General features: G+C 58.9%; 23 protein-coding genes and 1 other RNA gene. 11 read left to right on the top strand and 13 right to left on the bottom strand.

All coding sequences use genetic code 11. The features are described from left to right. Positions 1 to 14: 14 nt before the first annotated feature. Genes AB731_RS10400 through AB731_RS10385 form a run of 4 tightly spaced genes read right to left on the bottom strand, consistent with a single transcriptional unit; the run spans position 15 to position 3049 of the window. Complete coding sequence (locus AB731_RS10400) at positions 15 to 374, bottom strand: DUF2794 domain-containing protein (protein WP_047094191.1); 360 nt, start codon at positions 372 to 374, stop codon at positions 15 to 17. Beyond that, the gene (gene epsC, locus AB731_RS10395; RefSeq protein WP_047094192.1) at positions 374 to 1108 is read right to left on the bottom strand and encodes a serine O-acetyltransferase EpsC; all 735 of its coding nucleotides are present in this window, start codon (positions 1106 to 1108) and stop codon (positions 374 to 376) included. The genes AB731_RS10400 and epsC overlap by 1 nt, the downstream gene beginning before the upstream one ends. A gap of 28 nt (positions 1109 to 1136) precedes the next feature. Beyond that, entirely contained in the window at positions 1137 to 1742 is a 606-nt protein-coding gene (locus AB731_RS10390) for a P-loop NTPase family protein (protein WP_047094193.1), read from the bottom strand. Positions 1743 to 1762: 20 nt separating this feature from the next. Next, positions 1763 to 3049: a hypothetical protein gene (locus tag AB731_RS10385; RefSeq protein ID WP_047094194.1), complete on the bottom strand. Its 1287-nt coding sequence runs from the start codon at positions 3047 to 3049 to the stop codon at positions 1763 to 1765. 69 nt (positions 3050 to 3118) lie between these two features. On the opposite strand from AB731_RS10385, the gene purM reads away from it, so the two are divergent. From purM to AB731_RS10370, 3 genes are read left to right on the top strand one after another with little or no spacing between them, the layout of a single operon-like run. Further along, on the top strand, positions 3119 to 4216 hold the full coding sequence (gene purM / locus AB731_RS10380) for a phosphoribosylformylglycinamidine cyclo-ligase (RefSeq protein WP_047094195.1): 1098 nt from the start codon (positions 3119 to 3121) through the stop codon (positions 4214 to 4216). Then, positions 4209 to 5198, top strand: a complete 990-nt coding sequence (gene purN / locus AB731_RS10375; protein WP_047094196.1) for a phosphoribosylglycinamide formyltransferase — start codon at positions 4209 to 4211, stop codon at positions 5196 to 5198. Before purM ends, purN begins: the two co-directional genes overlap by 8 nt. A 3-nt stretch (positions 5199 to 5201) precedes the next feature. Then, positions 5202 to 6404, top strand: a complete 1203-nt coding sequence (locus tag AB731_RS10370; protein WP_082126458.1) for a sulfotransferase family protein — start codon at positions 5202 to 5204, stop codon at positions 6402 to 6404. Between the two features lie 12 nt (positions 6405 to 6416). On the opposite strand, the gene AB731_RS10365 is transcribed toward AB731_RS10370, so the two are convergent. The 6 genes from AB731_RS10365 to AB731_RS10345 all read right to left on the bottom strand — a co-directional run bounded on the left by AB731_RS10365 (position 6417) and on the right by AB731_RS10345 (position 10122). Continuing rightward, on the bottom strand, positions 6417 to 6839 hold the full coding sequence (locus tag AB731_RS10365) for a nuclear transport factor 2 family protein (protein WP_047094197.1): 423 nt from the start codon (positions 6837 to 6839) through the stop codon (positions 6417 to 6419). Positions 6840 to 6985: 146 nt separating this feature from the next. Beyond that, entirely contained in the window at positions 6986 to 7408 is a 423-nt protein-coding gene (gene ndk / locus AB731_RS10360; RefSeq protein ID WP_047094198.1) for a nucleoside-diphosphate kinase, read from the bottom strand. Positions 7409 to 7511: 103 nt separating this feature from the next. Continuing rightward, positions 7512 to 7952 (bottom strand): hypothetical protein, encoded by a 441-nt coding sequence (locus tag AB731_RS10355; RefSeq protein ID WP_197076226.1) that lies wholly within the window; start codon positions 7950 to 7952, stop codon positions 7512 to 7514. A gap of 34 nt (positions 7953 to 7986) precedes the next feature. Further along, the gene (locus AB731_RS10350) at positions 7987 to 8424 is read right to left on the bottom strand and encodes a DNA polymerase III subunit chi (protein WP_047094296.1); all 438 of its coding nucleotides are present in this window, start codon (positions 8422 to 8424) and stop codon (positions 7987 to 7989) included. Continuing rightward, on the bottom strand, positions 8421 to 8567 hold the full coding sequence (locus AB731_RS13835) for a DUF2256 domain-containing protein (protein WP_082126457.1): 147 nt from the start codon (positions 8565 to 8567) through the stop codon (positions 8421 to 8423). Before AB731_RS13835 ends, AB731_RS10350 begins: the two co-directional genes overlap by 4 nt. Before the next feature lie 91 nt (positions 8568 to 8658). Continuing rightward, positions 8659 to 10122 carry a leucyl aminopeptidase gene (locus AB731_RS10345; protein WP_047094200.1) on the bottom strand — a complete coding sequence of 488 codons (1464 nt, stop codon included), beginning with the start codon at positions 10120 to 10122 and terminating at the stop codon, positions 8659 to 8661. Between the two features lie 100 nt (positions 10123 to 10222). Here AB731_RS10345 and AB731_RS10340 point away from each other — a divergent pair, with 100 nt between their 5' ends. The 4 genes from AB731_RS10340 (at position 10223) to rsmA (ending at position 15801) form a co-directional block, all read left to right on the top strand. After that, complete coding sequence (locus tag AB731_RS10340) at positions 10223 to 12529, top strand: LPS-assembly protein LptD (RefSeq protein ID WP_047094201.1); 2307 nt, start codon at positions 10223 to 10225, stop codon at positions 12527 to 12529. 141 nt (positions 12530 to 12670) lie between these two features. Next, complete coding sequence (locus tag AB731_RS10335; RefSeq protein ID WP_047094202.1) at positions 12671 to 14041, top strand: peptidylprolyl isomerase; 1371 nt, start codon at positions 12671 to 12673, stop codon at positions 14039 to 14041. A gap of 4 nt (positions 14042 to 14045) precedes the next feature. After that, the gene (pdxA, locus tag AB731_RS10330; RefSeq protein ID WP_231638919.1) at positions 14046 to 14978 is read left to right on the top strand and encodes a 4-hydroxythreonine-4-phosphate dehydrogenase PdxA; all 933 of its coding nucleotides are present in this window, start codon (positions 14046 to 14048) and stop codon (positions 14976 to 14978) included. Beyond that, positions 14971 to 15801, top strand: coding sequence for a 16S rRNA (adenine(1518)-N(6)/adenine(1519)-N(6))-dimethyltransferase RsmA (rsmA, locus tag AB731_RS10325; protein WP_047094204.1), 831 nt, complete (start codon positions 14971 to 14973; stop codon positions 15799 to 15801). Before pdxA ends, rsmA begins: the two co-directional genes overlap by 8 nt. On the opposite strand, the gene AB731_RS13830 is transcribed toward rsmA, so the two are convergent. After that, entirely contained in the window at positions 15786 to 16211 is a 426-nt protein-coding gene (locus AB731_RS13830; protein WP_052769038.1) for a PilZ domain-containing protein, read from the bottom strand. The genes rsmA and AB731_RS13830 overlap by 16 nt on opposite strands. 175 nt (positions 16212 to 16386) lie before the next feature. On the opposite strand from AB731_RS13830, the gene AB731_RS10315 reads away from it, so the two are divergent. From AB731_RS10315 to AB731_RS10300, 4 genes are all read left to right on the top strand, one after another. Further along, a complete protein-coding gene (locus AB731_RS10315) occupies positions 16387 to 17598 on the top strand; it encodes a hydrolase (RefSeq protein ID WP_047094205.1) in 1212 nt (403 codons plus the stop codon). Further along, positions 17595 to 18608, top strand: coding sequence for an arginine N-succinyltransferase (locus tag AB731_RS10310; RefSeq protein ID WP_047094206.1), 1014 nt, complete (start codon positions 17595 to 17597; stop codon positions 18606 to 18608). The genes AB731_RS10315 and AB731_RS10310 overlap by 4 nt, the downstream gene beginning before the upstream one ends. Then, a complete protein-coding gene (locus AB731_RS10305; RefSeq protein ID WP_047094298.1) occupies positions 18605 to 19858 on the top strand; it encodes an N-succinylarginine dihydrolase in 1254 nt (417 codons plus the stop codon). Before AB731_RS10310 ends, AB731_RS10305 begins: the two co-directional genes overlap by 4 nt. Positions 19859 to 19977: 119 nt before the next feature. Further along, positions 19978 to 20214 (top strand): hypothetical protein, encoded by a 237-nt coding sequence (locus AB731_RS10300; RefSeq protein ID WP_047094207.1) that lies wholly within the window; start codon positions 19978 to 19980, stop codon positions 20212 to 20214. A gap of 279 nt (positions 20215 to 20493) precedes the next feature. Here AB731_RS10300 and ssrA read toward each other — a convergent pair. Beyond that, positions 20494 to 20838, bottom strand: a transfer-messenger RNA (tmRNA) gene (gene ssrA / locus AB731_RS13825). A 27-nt stretch (positions 20839 to 20865) separates the two neighbouring features. Then, on the bottom strand, positions 20866 to 21297 hold the full coding sequence (gene mscL, locus AB731_RS10290; RefSeq protein ID WP_047094209.1) for a large conductance mechanosensitive channel protein MscL: 432 nt from the start codon (positions 21295 to 21297) through the stop codon (positions 20866 to 20868).

The following is a 21297-nucleotide window of genomic DNA, read 5'->3' as shown; positions in this document are numbered from 1 at the left end:
CCTCGCGGGCTTTTCTATGTGTCCACGGCCTTGACCAGCCGCCGCTCTATCGGGGCGAGAACGCCTGCGAGATCATGGCCGCGTTTCAGCACCTGCCCCTGTTCACCAAACAGCGCCCACATACCTTGCTTGTTGCGCAAGGAGGGTCGCTTCTCGATCCGCATCTGCGGCACTTCCGTGGCGCGGCGGAAGGCGGCGAAGGTGGCGCAATCGCGCGTAAAATCCATGGCGTAGTCACGCCATTCGCCCGCTGCAACCATGCGACCATAGAGGTCGAGAATGCGGTTGAGCTCCTGCCGTTCAAAACCGATCTGTGAAGGGGGGCGATTGCCAGGAAATGGCAGAACATTCGGTGCAGAAGGCGACGCTCGCATCAATCCTTGGTGCCGTTCTTGCGATTGGCAAAGAGATCAGAAGCGCTCTCCCCCGAACCGGTATCCGGAGCAGGAAGGGCCTTGCGCAAAGCCTCTACCTGCTGCGCCAAAGCCGCAATTTGCGCTTCCATCTGCTGAACCTGCTCGCTTGCAGCAGGCTCACACGGGTCATCACACGGCGTACCATAAGGGATGAATTCCTTCACCCAGTCCTCTGCAGGCACAAGGGTAGAGCGGGCCTTCAGACCGATCATCGTCGCGCCTTCGGACACATCGTCCGTTACAACGGCATTCGCGCCAACACGGCCGCGTTCTCCAATGGTGATGGGCCCGATAATCTGCGCGCCGGATCCGATGATCACATTGTCGCACAAGGTCGGGTGCCGTTTGCCCCCCTCGCCATTAGTCGGATTGGTACCGCCCAGCGTAACGCACTGGTAAATCGTTACGTTGTCACCGATTTCGGCGGTTTCCCCGATAACGGTGAAGCCATGGTCGATAAAGAAATTCTTCCCGATCTTGGCACCGGGGTGAATATCTATCGCGGTGAGAAACCGGCTGAAATGATTTACAAAACGGGCGAGGAAGAACATTTCAGCTTCGAACAGCCAGTGCGCGACCTTGTGCAGGCCCAGCGCCAGAACCCCGGGATACAACAGGATTTCCCAGCGAGAGCGCGGAGCCGGGTCCCGTTCATGGACCGAGTCCAGATAGCTGATCAGCCGTTCGAACATGTGAGATCAGTTTCCCATTAAAACCCGCTCAAAGCAAGCGGGGCTCATCCGGGCCATGCACAGCTTCAAGCGCAGCCCGCCAAATTCCCTGTGTAGGTGGGGCCTTTCGTTCAAGAGACAAGCGGTCAACCGTGGCCACGAGCTTTTCTATATCAGCATAGGACCGGCTGGCACGCGGTATCAGGTATTTGGCCGCGTCAGCTGGCAGCGGCAAACCTCGCTCTTCCGACAATGACAGCAGCAGTTCGCGGGCCATGTCATCATCCGGCTGGCCGATTTCAATCTGAAGCGAGCCTGCAAGGCGGGATTTGAGATCCGGGAGAGCGATGTCCCAAGGCGGCTCTCCGCCAATGATCAGCAATGGCGTGCCGCTTTCCTGCGCGCGGTTCCAGCGGTGGAAGACTGCATCCTCATCCAGTGTCTGCGCATTATCAAGAGCTTCACCAGCGCCGCTTTCAGCAAACCAGCGCGCGAACAATGATTTGCCCGAGCGCGGCGGTCCGGTCAGCACAGCAGTGCGGTAGGGCCAGCTTGCCGGTGTGCCCAGCGCCTCCGCGACATGCGCGTTGCCCGCCCCGACAACGATGCGCGCAGGACCTTTTCCGGCCTTGAGAGGTAGGGCGATCTGCTCCAACGCGGCGCTCCTAACAGCGCCTAGCGCGAAATGCCGAGAGCATTTGACCCTTCGTTCACCGCCCAGCCGCGCGAACGCAAGGCTCCGGCCAATGCGGAAAGCTCGCCCGCATAGGTAACGCGCAAAACCGACGCTCCACCGATTGCCGTGGATGTGACGGCCACGGCGCTTACGCCGGGCGTGCCACGCAGCAACGAGAGCGCATTGTCAAACGATGCCGCATCAGGTGTGGCAACCTGGACAGCGAAGGTTGCCGCTGCCGCCGCAGTTGCCTCCGGCTGTGGTTCGGCTTCGGTCGAACTTGCGCCACCGCTTTCGCCGGGCTGATCCGCGCTTGCCGCAGCAGCGCGATCTGCCTGCTCTGAACGTCGAGCTTCATCAAGCAGAGCGCGCAATGCCGGACTGATCTCAATATTGTCCAGCGAGAGCGTCGGATCAGGGCGCAAGCGTCCTGCAGAAAGAGCCGCAGAATAAATCGAATCGAACCGTTGCACAGCGCGGTCGAGCATCGCGGGCAACGCTGCCTCATTGTTCGCGCGCAGGGTGAATTCATCCAGGTAGCGATTGTCCGGGCCGTAACGTGCAGTGAAACGTCCTTCCACCGGGCCACCGGGATATTCCCAGCGCAGGTTGGCAATCGGCACAAGAACGTCGGCAGCGCCGAACTGGTCGAGAATATTGTTCCACCATGCCCGGCTACGGCGACCGGTCTGGCCATAGGTCAGCAGCAGCGATTCGCCGCCAGCGCCAGACGGGCGGACATAATCGATCGTGCTCGACCCGAACTGATACTGCGCCCAGGCGCGCTGCCAGGGATTGCGCACTTCGAACATGGTCTGTGTGCCGCCCGATACCAAAGTTGGCAAAGTGAGCATCGGCGCAGAGCGGGCGCGCTGTCCGCTCGACCCCAGCAAAGAACCCGCACGCTGCCGGTCGAAAATCACGCCGAGCCGCGCGATATAACGGCGCGGACCGATATTTTCTTCTTCAACAACGATGGCGGCGACAAGCGTATCTAGCTGCGAATCGGGAATGTCCGGTCCGCCAAGTTCTGCCCAGGCCAGTCGTTGCGCTTCTTTCCAGCCGTTCATCCGCGCGTCTTCAGCATTGTCGCCGGTTGTGTTCACCTCGATACCGCCAACATCGATGTCGGTGCTGCTGGCGACGGGGGCAATTCCGCGATTGCCGGAGACTTGCGCCATCAGCGAAGCCGCCGCCACAACGCACAGCAAGGCGGCAGCTATCGCTCCGATCAGTGCCGGAAGCTGTTTTGCCGATGGGCGATAAGGGAGGGAAAGTATGCTCATGGGGGAAATCCAGTGCCTTTTGCCCAAAGGCGAGTGGAAATCCAAGCACGAAAGACTATGGCATGTGCCATGAGTTCTGACACACCCTCTTATACATACGAACAAGCCGGCGTTTCAATCGAGGCGGGCAACAGGCTCGTCAAGGCGATCGGGCCACTTGTAAAAGCCACAATGCGCCCAGGGGCAGACGGCGAAATTGGCGGCTTCGGCGGCTTTTTCGATCCCAGAGCAGCGGGCTACAAGGACCCGCTGCTGGTGGCTGGCAATGACGGCGTGGGCACAAAGCTGAAGCTTGCCATCGAAAACGACAAGCATGACACGGTCGGCATCGATCTGGTGGCCATGTGCGTGAACGACCTGATCGTACAGGGCGCTGAGCCGCTGTTCTTCCTGGATTATTTCGCCACCGGAAAACTGGACAACGGCGTGGCGGAACGCGTGATCGCGGGAATTGCAGAGGGCTGCCGCGAAGCAGGCTGCGCGCTGATTGGCGGGGAGACTGCCGAAATGCCGGGCATGTATGCGGCGGGCGATTATGACCTCGCGGGCTTCTGCGTTGGCGCAGTGGAACGCGGCGAGCAATTGACCGGCGAAAGAGTTGCGCCGGGCCACGTGCTGCTTGGCCTTGCCAGCTCCGGCGTTCATTCCAACGGCTATTCGCTCGTCCGGCGATTGGCGACAGACAAAGGCTGGAAGCTCGACCGCCCTGCCCTGTTCGATCAGGACCGGCTGCTGATCGACGTATTGATCGCGCCGACGCGAATCTATGTGAAAAGCCTGCTGCCGGTTGTGCGCGCAGGCCACATCGATGCGCTGGCCCATATTACCGGCGGCGGTTTGCTGGAAAACCTGCCCCGCGTCCTGCCCGAAGGCGCGCGCGCTGTGGTTGATGCCGATGCCTGGGAACAGTCGCGACTGATGGCCTTCCTCCAGTCGCAGGGCAATATCGAACCGGGCGAAATGGCGCGTACCTTCAATTGCGGTATCGGCATGGTGCTGGCTGTTACGCCGGACAACGTCGATGCCGTGACCGCGACCCTTAGCGATGCCGGTGAAACCGTAATGCGGATCGGGGAGATTGTGGAGGGACAGCGCGGCTGCACGGTGCGCGGCTCTGCCGGAACATGGTCCGCTCGCGAAGATTGGGACGCCGGGCACGATGGCTGATGCCAAGGGGCCGACAAAGGTGCCAGAGAAAGTAAAGGTAGCCTGCCTGTTATCAGGCAATGGCACTACTATGTCGGCATTGCTGTTTCATGCAAAACTGGCTGATTGTCCGTACGAAATTGTGTTGGTTGCCAGCAACAATCCCGATGCTCCGGGACTAGGAATTGCCGCGGCGGAAGGCATTCCGACCTTTGCTCATGCCCATCACGGGATGGACCGCCGCGCCCATGAAGAAATCATGGACGCCGCCTTGCGCGAAGCTGGTGCGGAATATCTGGCGCTGTGCGGATATATGCGCATCCTGACAGAAGATTTTTTTGCAGGCTGGGAAGGCCGGATGGTGAACACTCACCCCTCGCTCTTGCCCAAGTACAAAGGCCTCGACACGCATCAACGCGCGATTGATGCGGGTGATGCCTTTGGTGGCTGTACCGTCCATATCGTCACGCCTGAACTGGATGGCGGGCCGATACTGGGGCAGATGCCGGTCGCGATCTTGCCTGATGATACCTCCGACAGCCTGGCGAGCCGCGTGATTCTGGCCGAATATCAGCTCTACCCGCGCATGTTGGCTGAATATGTCGGACGCCAATACCGCCCAGACTGGCTGTTGGATCGCGTCCAGTCTCTCGCTCTCGCCTTGCCGGAAGTGGAGGAGCGCGAAAGCCACGGCTCCCCCGGCTGGCGCACTGGCGGCAAGACCGGCAAGTACTTCGCGTATTTTCAGGATCAGTTCCACGGTACCGAACATGTCAGCGTGCTCGTCAAAACCAGCGGCATGGATGAAGTTGTCGGCCTTTCAGAGGCCGCGCCAGGCACCTATTACAAACCTGCGTACTACGGCGCGAGCGGCTGGGTCGGTATCATTCTCAACCGGCCCGGCGTGGATTGGGACAATGTCGCGGAATGGCTCGGTCGCAGCTGGCGTACGGTTGCGCCAAAGCGCCTCAAGAAACTGCAAGATGCTGCGGACCAGTTCTAGCCAATGAGCCCTCCCCCGCGTCCGCACCCCCTATCCCGATCCCCACTGGTTGATCGCACTTGTGGCTGGTTGGAAAGTGCGTGGTCGAAGGGCTTGCTTACGCGGCCAACGCTCGATCCCGATGTGCTGTTTGAAAAGGCGTGCAAAGATGCAACGCCCAGCGCGGAACACGGTATTCGTGCAGAAAGCGATATCGCCGATTTCCGTTTGCGCCTGACCATGCTGACAGCCTCGCTTACGGAAGAAGCGAAGCTAAATCCGCTTGGCCTCACCATCGCGCATGGACAGCTGGTGCGCGTCATCCGCCAGCGCCTTGAACTGGGGGCATTGTGGAGCGATCAGCCCGGCCTTGCCGGTGGTCCGCTCGCCGCGCCTGTCATCATTGCCGGGCAGATGCGCAGCGGCACCACGCGGCTCCACCGACTGTTAGCGGCCGATCCCCAATTCTCCTCCACCCGCTTTTGCGATAGCTGGCTCCCGGTCCCGCGCCGGCCGGATACACGGCCGGCATGGTCTGCGATATCACTGCTGTTTGCCCGGAAACTTGATCCATGGCTCGATTCGATCCATCCGTTCGGAGTCACACGCGCCGACGAGGAGCTGGGCTGGCTGGCCTGCGCACTGAACCACGGCACCTATGAAGCGCAGTGGCGTGTGCCGACATTTACCGCGTTTTCCGAAAGCCGAGATCCTGCACCGGTCTACCGTGAATTCGCCCGGATATTGAGCACCGATGCACACTATCATGGCAATGCAGACCGGCCCCGCGTTCTAAAGGTGCCGCAATTCGCTGAAGATCTGCCTGCTTTGCTGGCGCAATTCCCTAATGCCAGGGTGATCCTGACAAAGCGGTGTGATCAACAGACAGCGAACAGCGCAGCTTCACTGGTCGCCAATCAAATGACCATTCAGTCGGACGACGTCGATATGGACTGGATCGAGGCAGAAATGGGTCGGAAGATCAGCCTCCGGCAAAGCAGGATGGACGCAGCAATTGCGAATTTCACCGGCCCGAAGACTACGGTCGATTTTGATGCGCTGGGAGATGATTGGAAAGACGTGATCGGCCAAGTCTATAGCGATCTGGGCATCCTGCTACCCGCCTCGTCGCTGTCAGCCATGCAAGGTGAGCATGACCGCGCCGCAGTGTCCGCACATCATGCACATGCGAAACAGTACCGCGCGTTTGCCCAGTCGGGTGTCTGACAAGCTTGACGGTCAGCCACGGGCGTCTGGCATAACGTCCGGCATCTGCTCATCAGAAAGTATCGCGCGAACTGTTGAGGGCGGATATGCGCCGTAGCTATGCCATTCTGCCAACTTGCGTTGCCGAAAGCGCGCACGCCACTGGGTCGCGCGCCTGATACCTGCAACAGTGCTATGAGCCTTGCCGCTGACCAGGACATCGTCACCGTGTTTGCTCAAGGCACTCACTTCGATCCGATAATCCGGGGCATGACGGGACAGGCCGCGCAAGACTTCGATACAGTCTTTCCTGCCGCTGACTTCAATACCTGCAGTGTCGATCAGGCTGAAATCAGGGCAAGTCAGTTTCTCGATTGCACCGAGATCTTTTGCGTTAATTGCCTGAACGTATCTGCGAACGATCGCCTTGCGTGTTATTGGCCGCCAGAATTGCATGGTTACTCCCCTGATGCCGCGCAAAGGTGCGCGACTCGTGCGATAGTGCGGTTAAGCGCCGAAATATCGCAACGATTATCAGGGGTTATAACACACGGCTTATGGATTCGGAACCTGGTGCCCCGATCCTGGCCGAAACGTATGCTTCAGCCGACGATTTCACTCTCGTCGAAGAAATAGGCGATTTCGATGGCGGCATTTTCGTCGCTGTCGGAACCGTGCACTGTATTGGCTTCGATGCTTTCAGCCAGTTCCTTGCGAATTGTGCCCTGATCAGCGTCAGCCGGATTGGTTGCGCCCATGATCTTCCGGTTGCGAGCAACAGCATCTTCACCTTCGAGAACCTGCACAACAACCGGGCCGCTGATCATGAAATCGACGAGCTCACCGAAAAAAGGGCGCTCCTTGTGAACGGCGTAGAAGCCTTCAGCCTGTTCCTTCGTCATGTGGATACGCTTGGACGCAACAACGCGCAGGCCAGCCTTTTCCAGCATGTTGGTAACAGCGCCGGTCAGGTTACGGCGAGTGGCATCGGGCTTGATGATCGAGAACGTGCGGGTAACCGCCATTGGAATTTCCTTCGAGGATTGGGATAGAGTGATTGCGCGCGCCCTTAGCGCCCATAACCCCTCCGAACAAGTGCATCAGTAGTCGGCAAGACTATCCGAAGCGCTAGTCTTGGCGGTCGCGTCCTATCGCAAGACTGGCGCGGCTCGATCCGCCATCATGAGGCAGAGCTGCAAAATCAAATTTCATTCCGTCCGCTCTAGCGCCTCTCAACTGCTTCGAACCGCTCTGATTCATCTCCACCGATATAACGAAACCGGCGGCTTCCGCCTGGGCAGCAAAATGCTCTTCCAGGCTTTCAGGAGACGATGCGCTATCGAGATAAATGACCCACCCATCGCCATTTGCCGTACTTACTCGAGTATTTTGAGCGACCTGCGTGCCTGAGGGGAGCGTGAAGCCTTCAGGAAGCGCTGCTTCAGAAGCGCCAACGTCTTCGAGGGAAATCTCGCTCTGCGCTTCATAGTTTTCCGACTCGGCAGCTCCGCACCCGGCAAGCAATGCAAGTGCGAGTAGGCATGAATTGCGGCGCATCATAAATTCCAATCACATCTTTTTCGAACCATTATTGCTATCGCGCTCAAGGTCCCTCGACCCAGCGCCCGCCCTGTTGCTTCCAGAATTTGCGCTCCAGCCCATCGCGGCTTTCCAACGCTTTCCAGGTTTCGCGCGCTTGCCCGCGCGTGGCATCGTCAAAAAGATAGAGTACTCTTGAAAAGCTGTCTTCCGGTTCCCGCCACACACCGTCAGCTATCAGGAGAAAGCTCGCGCCATTAGAGGGCTCAACTTCGTTCGACAGCAGTATCGGCTGGCGCGCATCATGTTCATCACCCGCAATACCATTAGCGAGAAACGCCTCGGGGCTCGCATTCCAAAGCGCTTCTGACGTCGTTTCGAGCAGGTCGAGATCTTCAGCCACAACCAGCAACCGCTCCCCTGCCTCGCGCACCTTTCGCGCCAGCAGAGCGATTGCTGCAGGCGCGGGATCAGATGAAAGAAGATAGAAATCGACCCTCATTTGGTGTTCGCCCCCTTTGAGCGGCGGCAACGTTCGGAACAAAACTTCACATTGTCCCAGTCACGCTCCCACTTCTTGCGCCAGGTGAATGGCAGCCCGCACCCGGCGCAGGTTTTGGTGGGCAGGTCCGATTTCTTCCGCATCTGGGCCAATTATGTTCGCCCTATCGCTTCGCTAATTGAGGGCATCATATCCACCCTATCGCTTCGCTGCTTGAGGGCATGATTTTCGCACTCAGCTCTCGCAATTTTCGCGCACGAAGCGGTCAATCAGGCGCACGCCGTAACCGGTTGCTCCCTTGTCCCAAGTGGCGCCCGGCTTATCCGACCAGACCATGCCAGCAATGTCGCAATGGGCCCAGTTCACGCCGTCTTCGATAAAGCGCTGAAGATATTGTGCCGCCGTGATGGAGCCTGCCCAGCGCGGGCCGACATTTTTCATGTCGGCAATCGGGCTGTCGATCAGCTTGTCATATTCAGGAGCAAGCGGGAAACGCCAGAGCTTGTCTCCGCTCGCCTTGCCAGCCGCCAGCAAGCCATCTGCCAGCCCATCATTGTTTGAGAAAACGCCGCCGTGCTCCATCCCGAGAGCAATCATCATAGCACCAGTCAGCGTGGCCAGATCGACCACCGTCTTTGGCGAATATTCCTTCTGCACCCATGTCAGCGCGTCACACAGCACCAGCCGCCCTTCGGCATCGGTGTTGATGACTTCGATCGTCTGGCCGCTCATGGAAGTGACGATATCGCCGGGACGCTGGGCATTGCCGTCCGGCATATTTTCAACCAGACCGCATACGCCTACGATGTTGGCCTTGGCCTTGCGTCCGGCAATTGCGAGCATGGCACCCGCAACAGCGCCCGCGCCGCCCATATCCCACTTCATGTCTTCCATGCCTGCAGGCGGCTTCAAGGAAATACCGCCGGTATCGAAAGTCACGCCCTTGCCGACGAACACCGTCGGCGTCTCGCCTGCAGCGCCGCCCATCCATTCAATGACCAGCAGCTTGCTATCCCGGGCGGAGCCTTGCCCGACGCCGAGCAGCGCGCCCATTCCAAGTGTACGCATCTCGTCTTCATCCAGCACGCGAATAACCGCGCCTGTGCCTTCAAAGCGTTTCTGGCACCGTTCGACGAAGCTTTGCGGATAGATCACATTGGCCGGTTCCGCGACCAGCTCGCGCGTGAATTCAACGCCGGTTGCAACAGCCGCAGCATCATCCCATGCGGCCGCCATGCCCTTTGGCGCGCCGATTGAGTGAATGGTTTTCAAAGTGCGTTTCTGTTCGTCCCGCAGCTTCGTACGATAGGTGTCCCAGCGCCAGCTGCGCAGCCGTGCGCCGGTGAGCACCGCAGCCGCTTCATCGGCAGAAAGTCCGCTGGAGGCCACATCAATAGCCAAGCCTTCTTCGCCGCTCATGAGGTATTTGGCTGTCAGCGCAGCTCCCGCCTTTTCCAGCGCGGCCATCCGGCCCGCATCTGCCTTCTTGCCCGCGCCTACCAGCGCCAATCGGATGACCTTGCCGTCGGCTTCATAGAAGCCATCAAAGACTTGACCCGCCTTGCCCGTGAAGCGCGATGCGGACGCGCCCTCTGCCACTGCACGCGGAAGATCGCCAGGCAGCTTGTCCTGTTCGACTATGTGCGCAACAATTCGTGTGTTGGCGGCATCAAGGCTATCGTGGAATTCAATGTTCATGGAGGCTCCCGCGGACTGTCGTTGTGTGTCTGAGCGCAGGGAATTGCTGCCCTGCAAAGCTGACATTGCAGTTAGGAGCGCGTGGTGCGATAGGCAAGCCATGCTACCCGGGTTGCCAAATGTGCCACACGCTTTGTTGCGCCAGGTCTCGGCGACTTGCGCCCTCGCGGTTGCAGTATGCTGCGCGGCACCCGCGGCGCATGCGCAAAGTGATCCTGCAACCGATTCGACTGCCGCGCAGGACAATGACCTTGCCATTATCCAGTCCGACCGCCCACTGATCCCCGAATTCAACGATGCAGGCCAGCGCCAGATCGGATTTGAAGCCGATACGCTGGAATATGATCAGAATACCGACACAGTGACGGCATCCGGCAATGTCATTCTGCGATCGGGCGACCAGTCACTCCGCGCCGATGACGTCACCTGGAACCGCCTGACCGGCGAAATCATCGCCACAGGCACTGTCCGGCTGGTCGATCCGGACGGCAATCAGCTGTTCACGGACAGCGTAGTGCTGACAGACGAATTGGAAGCGGGCGCGATGAGCAATCTTTTGCTCGCCTTCCGGCAAGGTGCACGGCTCGCCGCAGCGCAGGCCACACGCACGGAAGATGGCGATATCGCGCTGGACCGCGCGGTTTATTCGTCCTGCGCGGTTGTCGATGCCGATGGCTGCCCCCGCAGTCCGAGCTGGAGAATCACGGCAGAGCGCGTTTTTTACGATAACGAGAGCGCGCAAATCCGCTTTTCCGGTGCTTATCTGGAGATATTCGGCGCGCGGATTCTTCCACTGCCCGGCCTCACCGTGCGCGCCGATGGCCGTGCCAGCAGCGGCTTTTTGGTACCGAGCATCGGTCTATCGGCATCCAACGGGGTGGAAATCAGCGATAGCTATTACTGGAGGCTGGCAGACAATCGCGATCTGACTGTTACCGGATATATATACACCGGTGCGGCGCCGATGGTGTCCGCGCACTATCGTCAATTGACAGAAGACGGCGCATTTCAAGCGACGGGCTATGCCACCTATGGCTCGCGTATCCAGCTGAACGCCACCCAACCTACTTCGGAAAGCAATTTTCGCGGGTATCTGGCCACCAATGGCCGTTTCCAGCTGGATGAAAACTGGACCGCAAGCGGTTCTTTGCGAATCGCCAGCGATCGCACTTTCCTGCGCCGGTATGACATCAGCCGCGAAGACCGCATCCGTTCGACCGTCGAATTCGAGCGGATCGACGACAACTCCTATGTCTCGATTGCCGGCTGGGCGACGCAGGCCCTGCTTGTCAGCACCGACCAAGGCCAAGTGCCGCTCGCCCTGCCGCTGATCGATGCGCGTTACCGGTTGCAGGACCCTGTTCTTGGCGGGCAGGTTGAAGTGCAGGCGAATACGCTCGCCATCACCCGCGCGGAGGGACAGGACACCCAGCGCGCCTTCGGCCGCGCACAATGGGATCTGCGGCGGATCACGCCGTGGGGTCAGGAAGTGACTGTTACCGGTTTGATACGCGGCGATGTGTATCACTCGAACGGCAATCTGCTTACATCCAATCCCAGCTATCGCGGCCAGGGCGGGTGGCAGACGCGCGGCGTTGCACTGGCTGCGGTTGATGTGAAATGGCCGTTTATTGGCAGTTTCCTCGAAGGCACACAGATCCTCACCCCGCGCGTACAGCTTGTGGCCGCGCCCGAGATTCGCAATCTCGATATTCCTAACGAAGACGCCCGCGCAATCGATCTGGAAGACTCCAACCTTTTCGCGCTCAACCGTTTTCCCGGATATGACAGGGTCGAAGATGGTGTCCGGCTTACCTACGGCGTTGATTGGCAGGCCAATTTGCCCGGGTGGCGCCTCAGCACCTCGATCGGGCAATCATATCGCCTGACGGATGAGCCCACGCTATTCCCCGACGGCACGGGATTAAATGAGCAGTTTTCTGATTTCGTGGGGCGCACCGAAGTACGCTACAATGATTTCCTGAAGTTCACCCACCGTTTCCGCCTCGACAAGGACAATTTCGCTGTTCGCCGCAACGAAGTGGACGCAACGGTCGGATCGGACAGAACCTATCTTGAGCTCGGGTATTTGCGTCTGAATCGTGACATCGACTTTACATTCGAAGATTTGCAGGATCGCGAGGAAGTGCGCGCCGCGGGCCGGTTTGCTTTTGACCGGTACTGGTCCGTATTTGGCTCTGCCGTAGTGAATCTGACGGACAGGGACGAAGACCCGTCGTTTACATCTGACGGGTTCGAACCACTTCGTACCCGGCTGGGCATTGCCTATGCCGACGATTGCCTGGAGTTCGGGTTGACCTGGCGGCGCGACTATATTCAGCTGGCCGATGCGGAGAACGGCAACAGCTTCCGCCTATATTTCTCCCTTCGAAATCTGGGGTTCTGAACGTATTGCGTCCGGCTTCCCCTTGGCGGGGGGAAGTGGCTCAGCTAGGGTTCAGCCAAATCTCGGCATAGGGCATTTCTGATACAGGCGCCGGTTTACCGCGCCAATTGCCGGGCCGACCAAATGGCCGTCTTAAGGATTATGGAAAACGTGAATTCGCTTTTTAAAAACGCTCTTCGGGTTGCTGTCGCCGGATTTGGCGCAGCCATCATTACCGCTCCGCTGGCCAGTACTGGCGCGCTGGCGCAGGTCGCGGGAAGCGATGCCTTCAACCTGCCCGAAGATGTTTCCTTCATCATGGAACAGGCCGAAAACCGCAATGATCGGCGTGCCACCGCGCGGGTGAATGGCAATATCATTACCGGCACGGATATTGACGAACGGCTGGCGCTGATTCTTGCCGCGCAGGAAATTGCGCTTCCGGAAGAGGAAGTCGCCCGCGTTCGCCTGCAGGTACTGCGCAATTTGATCGACGAAACTTTGCAGGTGCAGGAAGCTTCTGCGCAAGACATGGAAGTGACGCAGGAGGATGTGAATTCGTCCTACGAACGCTTTGCCGTGGAAACGCGCGGGATGAGCGTTGCGGAAATGGACACTTACCTTGTCTCTGTCGGCTCGTCACCGCGCTCCATCAAACGCCAGATCCAGGGCGAACTGGCGTGGGAACGTCTGCTCCGCCGGAATGTCGTGCCGTTTGTGAATGTGTCTGAAGGAGAAGTGACCGATCTGTGGACCCGTTTGCAGGAATCGCGCGGCACTACAGAATATCGTCTTGGTGAAATCTTCTTGTCGGCCAACTCCGTCAACAGTCAGCAAGTCCGCTCGAATGCCGAGCAGATCATCGCACAATTGCGGCAGGGCGGCAGCTTTGTTGCCTACGCGCGCCAGTATTCGGAAGCCTCCAGCGCCATCGTCGGCGGTGATCTGGGCTGGATCCAGCTTGAACAATTGCAGCAGCCGCAGCTCGAAGCCGCAGCCGCGCAAATGACGGCAGGCCAGCTGGTCGGTCCTCTGGAAATTCCGGGTGGCTATTCAATCTTGCTGATGATCGATCAGCGCCAGATCGGCATGGCCGATCCGCGCGATGCCGTCCTCAGTCTCAAGCAGATTTCGTATAATTTCGCGCCTGGCACATCGCAGACCGAAGCCGAGCGCCAAGGCGCTGCGTTCATCGCAGCCGTCGAAGCCATGAGTGGCTGCGGCACTGCTGATGCCGATGCGGCAGCAGTCGGCGCGACCACCGTGGACAATGACGAAATAACTGTACGCCAGTTGCCGGAAGCCTTGCAGGGCACTTTGCTGCAATTGAGCATCGGCCAGACAACCCCGCCCTTCGGCGACCTGACTGATGGCATTCGCGTATTGATGCTGTGTGGCCGTGATGACCCACAAGAAACCGCCGGGCCTAGCGTGGATCAGATCATGGGCCAGATCGAGGATGAACGCATCAACCGCCGAGCCCAGCGTTACCTGCGCGATCTGCGCCGCGATGCTGTGATCGAGTATAACTGATCCGGTGAAACCTCTCGCTGTATCGCTCGGCGATCCGGCGGGAGTCGGACCGGAGATCATCGCTGCCGCATGGTCGCGAAGGGCAGAGCTTGGCCTGCCCCCGTTCGTGGTGATCGGCGGCGCAATGATTATGGGCCGCGCCAGTGCAGAAGGCATCCAGTGCACGGAAGGGCCTGACGGCACCTGCCAGCCAGGCCAACCAGATGCAGCGTCCGCCAGAATCGCGCTGCAGTCGCTTGAACTGGCAATAGCAGGTGCAATCGCAGGAGAATTCAGCGGCGTTGTCACAGCTCCTGTGGCGAAGTCCGCGATTGCAGAAGTTTGCCCGGGCTTCATCGGCCAGACCGAATTGCTGGCAGACATGTGCAATCTGGACCGGCAAAGCTCGGTCATGATGCTTGCCGGTCCCAGCCTGAAGGCTGTGCCGCTGACAGTTCATTGTGCGCTCTCCGATGTGCCGGGGCTGATCACGCAGGACCTTATCGTCCACCGCACCCGTATTGTTGCCCGTGCACTGCTTACAGATTTTGGCATCACTGCGCCGCGCATTGCCATCGCCGGATTGAACCCGCATGCGGGCGAGGACGGGCGCATGGGGCGCGAAGAAATGGAAGTTATCGCGCCCGCTATTGCCCGGCTCCGCACCGAAGGGATCGATGCCACCGGCCCGCATCCCGCAGACACGCTATTCGCGCCGCATAAACGCAGCACTTACGATGCCGCGATTGCGATGTATCACGATCAGGCGCTGGTACCGCTCAAGGCGCTTGATTTCGATGAGGGCGTGAACATAACGCTCGGCCTGCCAATTGTCCGCACCTCGCCCGATCATGGCACCGCCTTCGATATCGCCGGCAACGGTATCGCACGGGCAGATGCGATGATCGCAGCAATCCGCATGGCTGGCGCAGTCGCGGCGCGGCGCGCCAATGGTTGATCTTCCACCTTTGCGAGAAGTCATCAAGACGCACGGACTGTCCGCGTCCAAAGCGCTTGGGCAAAATTTCCTGTTCGATGAACAATTGCTTGGCCGGATCGCGGCGATACCAGGTAATCTGGACGGCAAGGCCGTTCTGGAAATCGGACCGGGTCCCGGAGGCCTCACCCGCGCATTGCTTCGTGCCGGGGCGCGCGTGACCGCCATTGAACGCGATAGCCGCTGCATTCCCGCCCTCGCTGAATTGCAGGAGGCATTCCCAGGTCAGTTACGCGTCGTGGAACAGGATGCGCTTGCAATTGATCACGGCGATCTCATGGGAGAGCCTTTCGCCGTGGTCGCCAATTTGCCTTACAACATTGGTACAGCACTGTTCACGCGGTGGCTGGCTGACAGCGCCTGGCCGCCGCGTTGGACCAGCCTGACGCTGATGTTCCAGCAGGAAGTCGCACGCCGCATTATCGCAGCCCCCGGATCTGGCGAATTTGGCAGGCTTGCCATCCTTGCCCAATGGCGCAGCTCTGCCAAACTGGCGATGAAAGTGCATCGCAGCGCTTTTACCCCGCCGCCCAAGGTGATGAGCGCCATCGTGCATGTGGAACCTGTCGCCGCACCGGAAGGCGCGGATATCCGTACGTTGGAACGCTTGACGGAGGCCGCCTTTGGCCAAAGACGCAAGATGTTGCGGCAAAGCCTCAAAGGGGTTGAAGGGGCTTTGAGCGCGCTTGAAAGCCTTGGGATCGATTCCACGCGCAGGGCGGAGACATTGGCCGTAGCCGATTTCGTTGCACTCGCCCGTGCGCTCGATCAAATTATTAAATAGGTCACGATTAGATAGGCTGTCGAAAACGCAGTCACGCCAAGAATGCCGTATCCCGCCAACATGGCCGTGGGTGACCATTCCGCGTTTTCCGGATCTACCGTGATTTTGTTCGCGCGGCGCTTCCTGGGCGCTTTTCCGCCCATGATTGCTGCGACATCGATACGTTCGTTTGTGCGGACGCCAAATCGCCGCCCGCTGACCCACATAACGCGGCCTGCCAAATGATGTCCCGATACCGAAATATCGATAATGTGACCGCGTGACGGAGGCCGCGAACTTACGATCATCATGCCCTTCGATGAGATGTTGCCCACGCGCACGTCCTGCGTCATGCGGTCATCGCGCATTGTGCCGGGCAACATGGCTGTCGTACGCGTATCGACACGCGATTTCTCACCGCCGGCAAGCATGGGATCGTTCCAGATTAGACATAGCGGTGCGACTACCGCAAAAAACCTTAGTAGCCGGTTAAACATACCTGCAGAAAATCTGCTCGCACTTTCTATTAAATATCGGAAAATGGGACAGTGCCGCGCCCGAGCGCACATTTGACAGGAGCCGCCCGTCCATTCAGGGCAGTTACGAATGAAACAGCTTTCCAAAATTGAAACCGCCCTGATCCAGACCATCGACCAGCAGCGAATGCTGGACCGGACGCAGAGCTGGGCCGCGACCAATTCAGGCACGTCAAATCTGGCAGGTCTGGCACAGGTTGCACAAATGCTGGCCGAAGCGTTTTCATGTTTGCCCGGAGAGGTCACTCTGCGCGAACCCGCTGCTGTAACGGTCGTAGATCCCAACGGACGCGAAGCCGACAAGCAGCATGGCAAGCACCTGGTCTGCTCGGTCCGACCCGAGGCGGAACGGCGCTTTCTGCTGACCGGCCACATGGATACCGTCTTTCCCGCAGATCACCCGTTTCAGGATCAGGTATGGCTTGATGACGAAACATTGAACGGCCCCGGTACAGCGGACATGAAAGCAGGCCTTGCGATTATGCTGGAGGCGCTGACAGCATTCGAAGCCAGCGATGCTGCAACATCTGTCGGTTACGATATCATGATCAATTCGGACGAAGAGACCGGCTCACTGTCCTCGGCCGCTCTGATCGACCAGTTGGCGCGCGGCAAACACGCCGCACTTACTTATGAACCGTCCGCCCTGCCCGACGGTACGCTGGCCCATGCCCGCGGCGGCAGCGGCAATTTTTCGGTCACCTTCACCGGCAAATCCGCCCATGCCGGACGCAATCCGCAGGATGGGCGCAATGCCATCGTGGCAGCGGCGGATTGCGCTGTCCGTCTGAAGGCGATGCAGCATGGTGATCTGCCGATCAATCCGGCGAAGATCGATGGCGGCGCCGCGAACAACGTTGTGCCCGATCACGCCGTCTTACGCTTCAACATCCGCCCGAAGACAACCGAGGCTGCCGAAAAATTTGCGCTTGATCTCAATAATTTGCTGCGCAATATTGAAACAGCACATGATGTTTCGGCGCATTGCCATGGCGGCATTTCTCGGCCTCCGAAACCGGTTGATGCGCGCGCGCAGAAACTGTTCGATCTTGTTCGCGACACCGGCGCGGCGCTGGGCCAGACGATAGGCTGGCAAAGCACCGGCGGCGTTTGTGATGGCAACAACATTGCAGCCAATCACGTGCCGGTGGTCGATACAATGGGCGTGCGCGGCGGCAAGATCCATTCACCCGACGAATTCATGATCGTGCCTTCACTCTCTGAACGCGCACAGCTTTCGGCCATTGTCCTTCACCGCCTTGCCACAGGAGAAGCCTTGTGAGCTTCGTGATGCGCGCCGCCCGGGCGGATGATCTTCAGGCCTTGTATGAAATGGCGAAGCTGACCGGCGGAGGCTTCACCAATTTGCCGCCAGATCGCAATTCCCTGACGGAAAAACTGGCCGGATCCGACGCCGCTTTTGCGCGCGAAGGTGAGGAGATCGAAGGCGAAACTTTCGTCCTGGTGCTCGAAAATTTGGAAACGGGCGATGTGCGCGGCACTTGCCAGTTGTTTACGGCAGTCGGGCAAAACTGGCCGTTCTATTCCTATCGCATCACGAAACTGACCCAGCATTCGCAGGAACTGGACCGCACCGTCTCTGCCGAATTGCTGAGCCTGGTCAACGATCTGGGCGGTTGCAGCGAAGTCGGCGGGTTGTTCCTCCACCCGGGTGAACGCGCAGGCGGGCTCGGAATGCTGCTGGCGCGAAGCCGCTATCTGTTTATCGCCAGCCACCGGGAAAAATTTGGCGACCGCATTCTGGCAGAACTGCGGGGCATTATCGACGAGCGTGGCGGATCACCCTTCTGGGATGCCATCGGCGGCAAATTCTTCGGCATGAGCTTTCAGGAAGCGGACGAATTCAATGCCATCCACGGCAACCAGTTCATCGCCGATTTGATGCCCAAGCACCCTGTCTATATCGCCATGCTGGATGAGGCGGCCCGCAGGGTTATCGGCCTGCCTCACCCAAGCGGGCGCGCAGCGATGCGCATGCTGGAAAACGAGAACTTTTCCTACCAGGGCTATGTCGATATCTTTGATGGCGGCCCGACCATGATTGCCCCGACTGACCGTGTGCGATCCATCGCAGATGCCCATGAGGGCACTGTGGAATCGATAACCCTTGATAAGGGTGAAAAGGCCCTGATCGGAGCGGGTCGAATGCAGAATTTCCGTTGCTGTTACGGCGCGCGCAAATTGCTGCGCGATGGGGTCGCAATTGACGCGCAAGCTGCAGACTTGTTGCAGGTCAGCGAAGGTGATCAGGTTTGGAGCGTGCTGCGATGAGCCTTCAGGAAATCAATTTCGATGGCATTGTCGGCCCCAGCCACAATTATGCCGGCCTCAGCCTAGGCAACCTTGCCGCCACCAGGAATGCCGGTGCCACCGCCTACCCTCGTGCTGCGGCCCTGCAGGGCGTGGCCAAGATGCGCGGCAATATGGCGATGGGGCTGGCGCAAGGGTTTTTTGTGCCTTTGCCCCGTCCAAACCATGGCTGGCTGAATGCATTGGCGGCTGACGAAACCACCGACCCGGCGTTGACCGCCGGGGCGTGGTCTGCAAGTTCCATGTGGACTGCAAATGCAGCCACGGTCTCACCCGCGACCGATACAGCGGACGGCAAATGCCACCTGACAGTCGCGAACCTTGTAACCATGGCGCATCGCAGTCAGGAATGGCCCGATACGCTGGCGCAATTGCGCCTCGCCTTCTCGGACACGGCGCATTTCACAGTGCATGAGCCGGTACCGCCCTGCTTCGGTGATGAAGGCGCAGCCAATCACATGCGCTTTACGGGATCCCATGCAGAAGCCGGGCTGGAGGTGTTTGTTTACGGGCGCAGCGGCGGGCCTTTCCCCGCACGTCAGCACGAACAGGCCAGTCGCATCGTCGCGCGCAAACATGGCCTGGACCCGCACCGTGTCTTGTTCGTGGAGCAGGCACCAGAAGCGATTGCGACCGGCGCGTTTCACAATGATGTGGTGGCAGTCGCCAATGAAGGCATATTGTTCACGCACGAACAGGCATTTGCCGATCCGGCAGGCACATATGCTGCGATTGCCGCAAAATGCGCAGACGCTCAGGTGGTGGAAGTGCCTTCCGCAGCCGTAAGCCTGAAGGAAGCTGTTGCCTCCTACCTGTTCAACGCCCAGCTCATTACTCCGCCTGACGGATCTGGAATGACGTTGGTCGTGCCAGAGGAATGCCGTGACAGCGCGCCAGTGTGGGCGTGGCTGCAGGACATGCTCGCGGGCAATGGTCCGATCCGCAATGTCATGGTCGTCGATGTGCGCCAAAGCATGGCCAATGGTGGCGGCCCGGCCTGCCTGCGCTTGCGCGTGGTGGCTGATCCCGCCACTGTCGATCCACGTTTCATGCTGGACGATGGCAAGGCCGCCCTTCTGGAACAGGTAATCGCGGCGCACTGGCCCGAGAGCATCGATCCTGCGCAGATTGGCAGCGCGGCGCTGGCAGAAGAAGTGACAACTGCACGCGCGAAACTGCTGGAAGCATTGGAACTTTCCGAACTGATCTGAGTGCAGTGCGATCCGTGTCGGATTGCTTTACATTCTGCTCTCCTTTAACCATCGTAATGCGCAGAAACCCGTGTCTGGCACGGTGCTTGCTGTGTAAAACGTTAACAAAGAGGGCCCGGATGTTTCGCAAGTTAGGCAGATTGTTCGTCATCAAGACAAGCTGGGAAGCGTATCTGATCATCTACGCGCTCGCCCTTGGTGCGACTGCGCGCGGCGCTGCCTATATCCAGGAATATCCCGGCTGGGGCGGCTACGCCCTGTTCCTCGCCTGCACTGGCGCGGTGTTTCTGGCTGGCGCAAAGATCCTCGACTGTCTGAAGTATGAGAAGGCGGAGCGAGAGGCAAAGGCAAAATAGCACGAACGTGAGTATGCCTCGGAGCAAACTTTTCGAAAAAGTATTTGGTGGCTACATGCCGGCAAGCTTGGCGGGTTTAGGCTGCATGTTTGCCGCGATCATAGCCATAATCGCCCAGATAATATCGGGACAATGGATTGCCGACAGTCATGGCTCCAAAGTGCCACTCATCCTATCGCTGGGCGTGGCAGCAACCGTTGCTATCGCATTCATGCGTTTCGCAAAAAACCATAGCTGAATCGAAGTGGGGGTTTCTGTTGCTAGCTACCCCCGGAGCCCCGGAATCCGTTCTGTTGCCCGGTCGGTCCAACCGCGCTTAAGCTTTGTAAATTCAGTCCGTTAGGACGTCAAATTACGCAGCAATCGCGAGTGCTTCATTATCATTGGCACTTGTGTGTTGTGAGCGTTTAACGGGGGATCTCAGCCCGGGCGAAAACAGTGCCTTTCAACACACGTCGATCCTAGTTCGGCCCCGTCAGAAACCACTGGTTTCCCAGTGTTTGTGGTGGAGCCGCCGGGTACTGCCCCCGGGTCCGCTGTGCCTAGTGCACACCGCATTTTATCGCCATAGCCCGAAAAAACGGGCAGGACCTATATAGGGCCTGCCCGCTTAATGTGAAGTGTATGTTGGTGCGCAGAAGCGCAGCGCGATTACTTTTTCAGCGCGTCACGGATTTCCGTCAGCAGCTCGATTTCGGTCGGGCCGGCAGGCGCATCTTCTTCCTTTGGATCTTCCATGCGGGCTTTCACCTTGTTGGCGTAACGAACCAGCATGAAAATGATGAAAGCCAGGATCAGGAAGTTGATGATCGCCGTGATGAAGGCCCCGTAACCGATCATCGCAGCGCCAGCTTCCTTCAGCGCAGCATAATCAGTCATCGACCCTGTATAGCCTTCCGGAGCGCTCAAGAGAATGAAATAGCTGGAGAAATCTGCGCCGCCAAAGATAGCGCCGACAATCGGCATGATCAAATCATCCGTCATCGAACCCACTATGGTGGCAAACGCGCCAGCGATGATGACCGCGACGGCCAGTTCCATCACATTGCCTTTGGCAATAAACTCTTTGAATTCTGCAAGCAT

This window comes from Aurantiacibacter marinus (assembly GCF_001021555.1).
Classification (GTDB): Bacteria; Pseudomonadota; Alphaproteobacteria; order Sphingomonadales; family Sphingomonadaceae; genus Alteraurantiacibacter; species Alteraurantiacibacter marinus.
The sequence above is the reverse complement of the archived record's forward strand: the minus strand, read 5'-3'. Positions and strand labels throughout refer to the sequence as shown.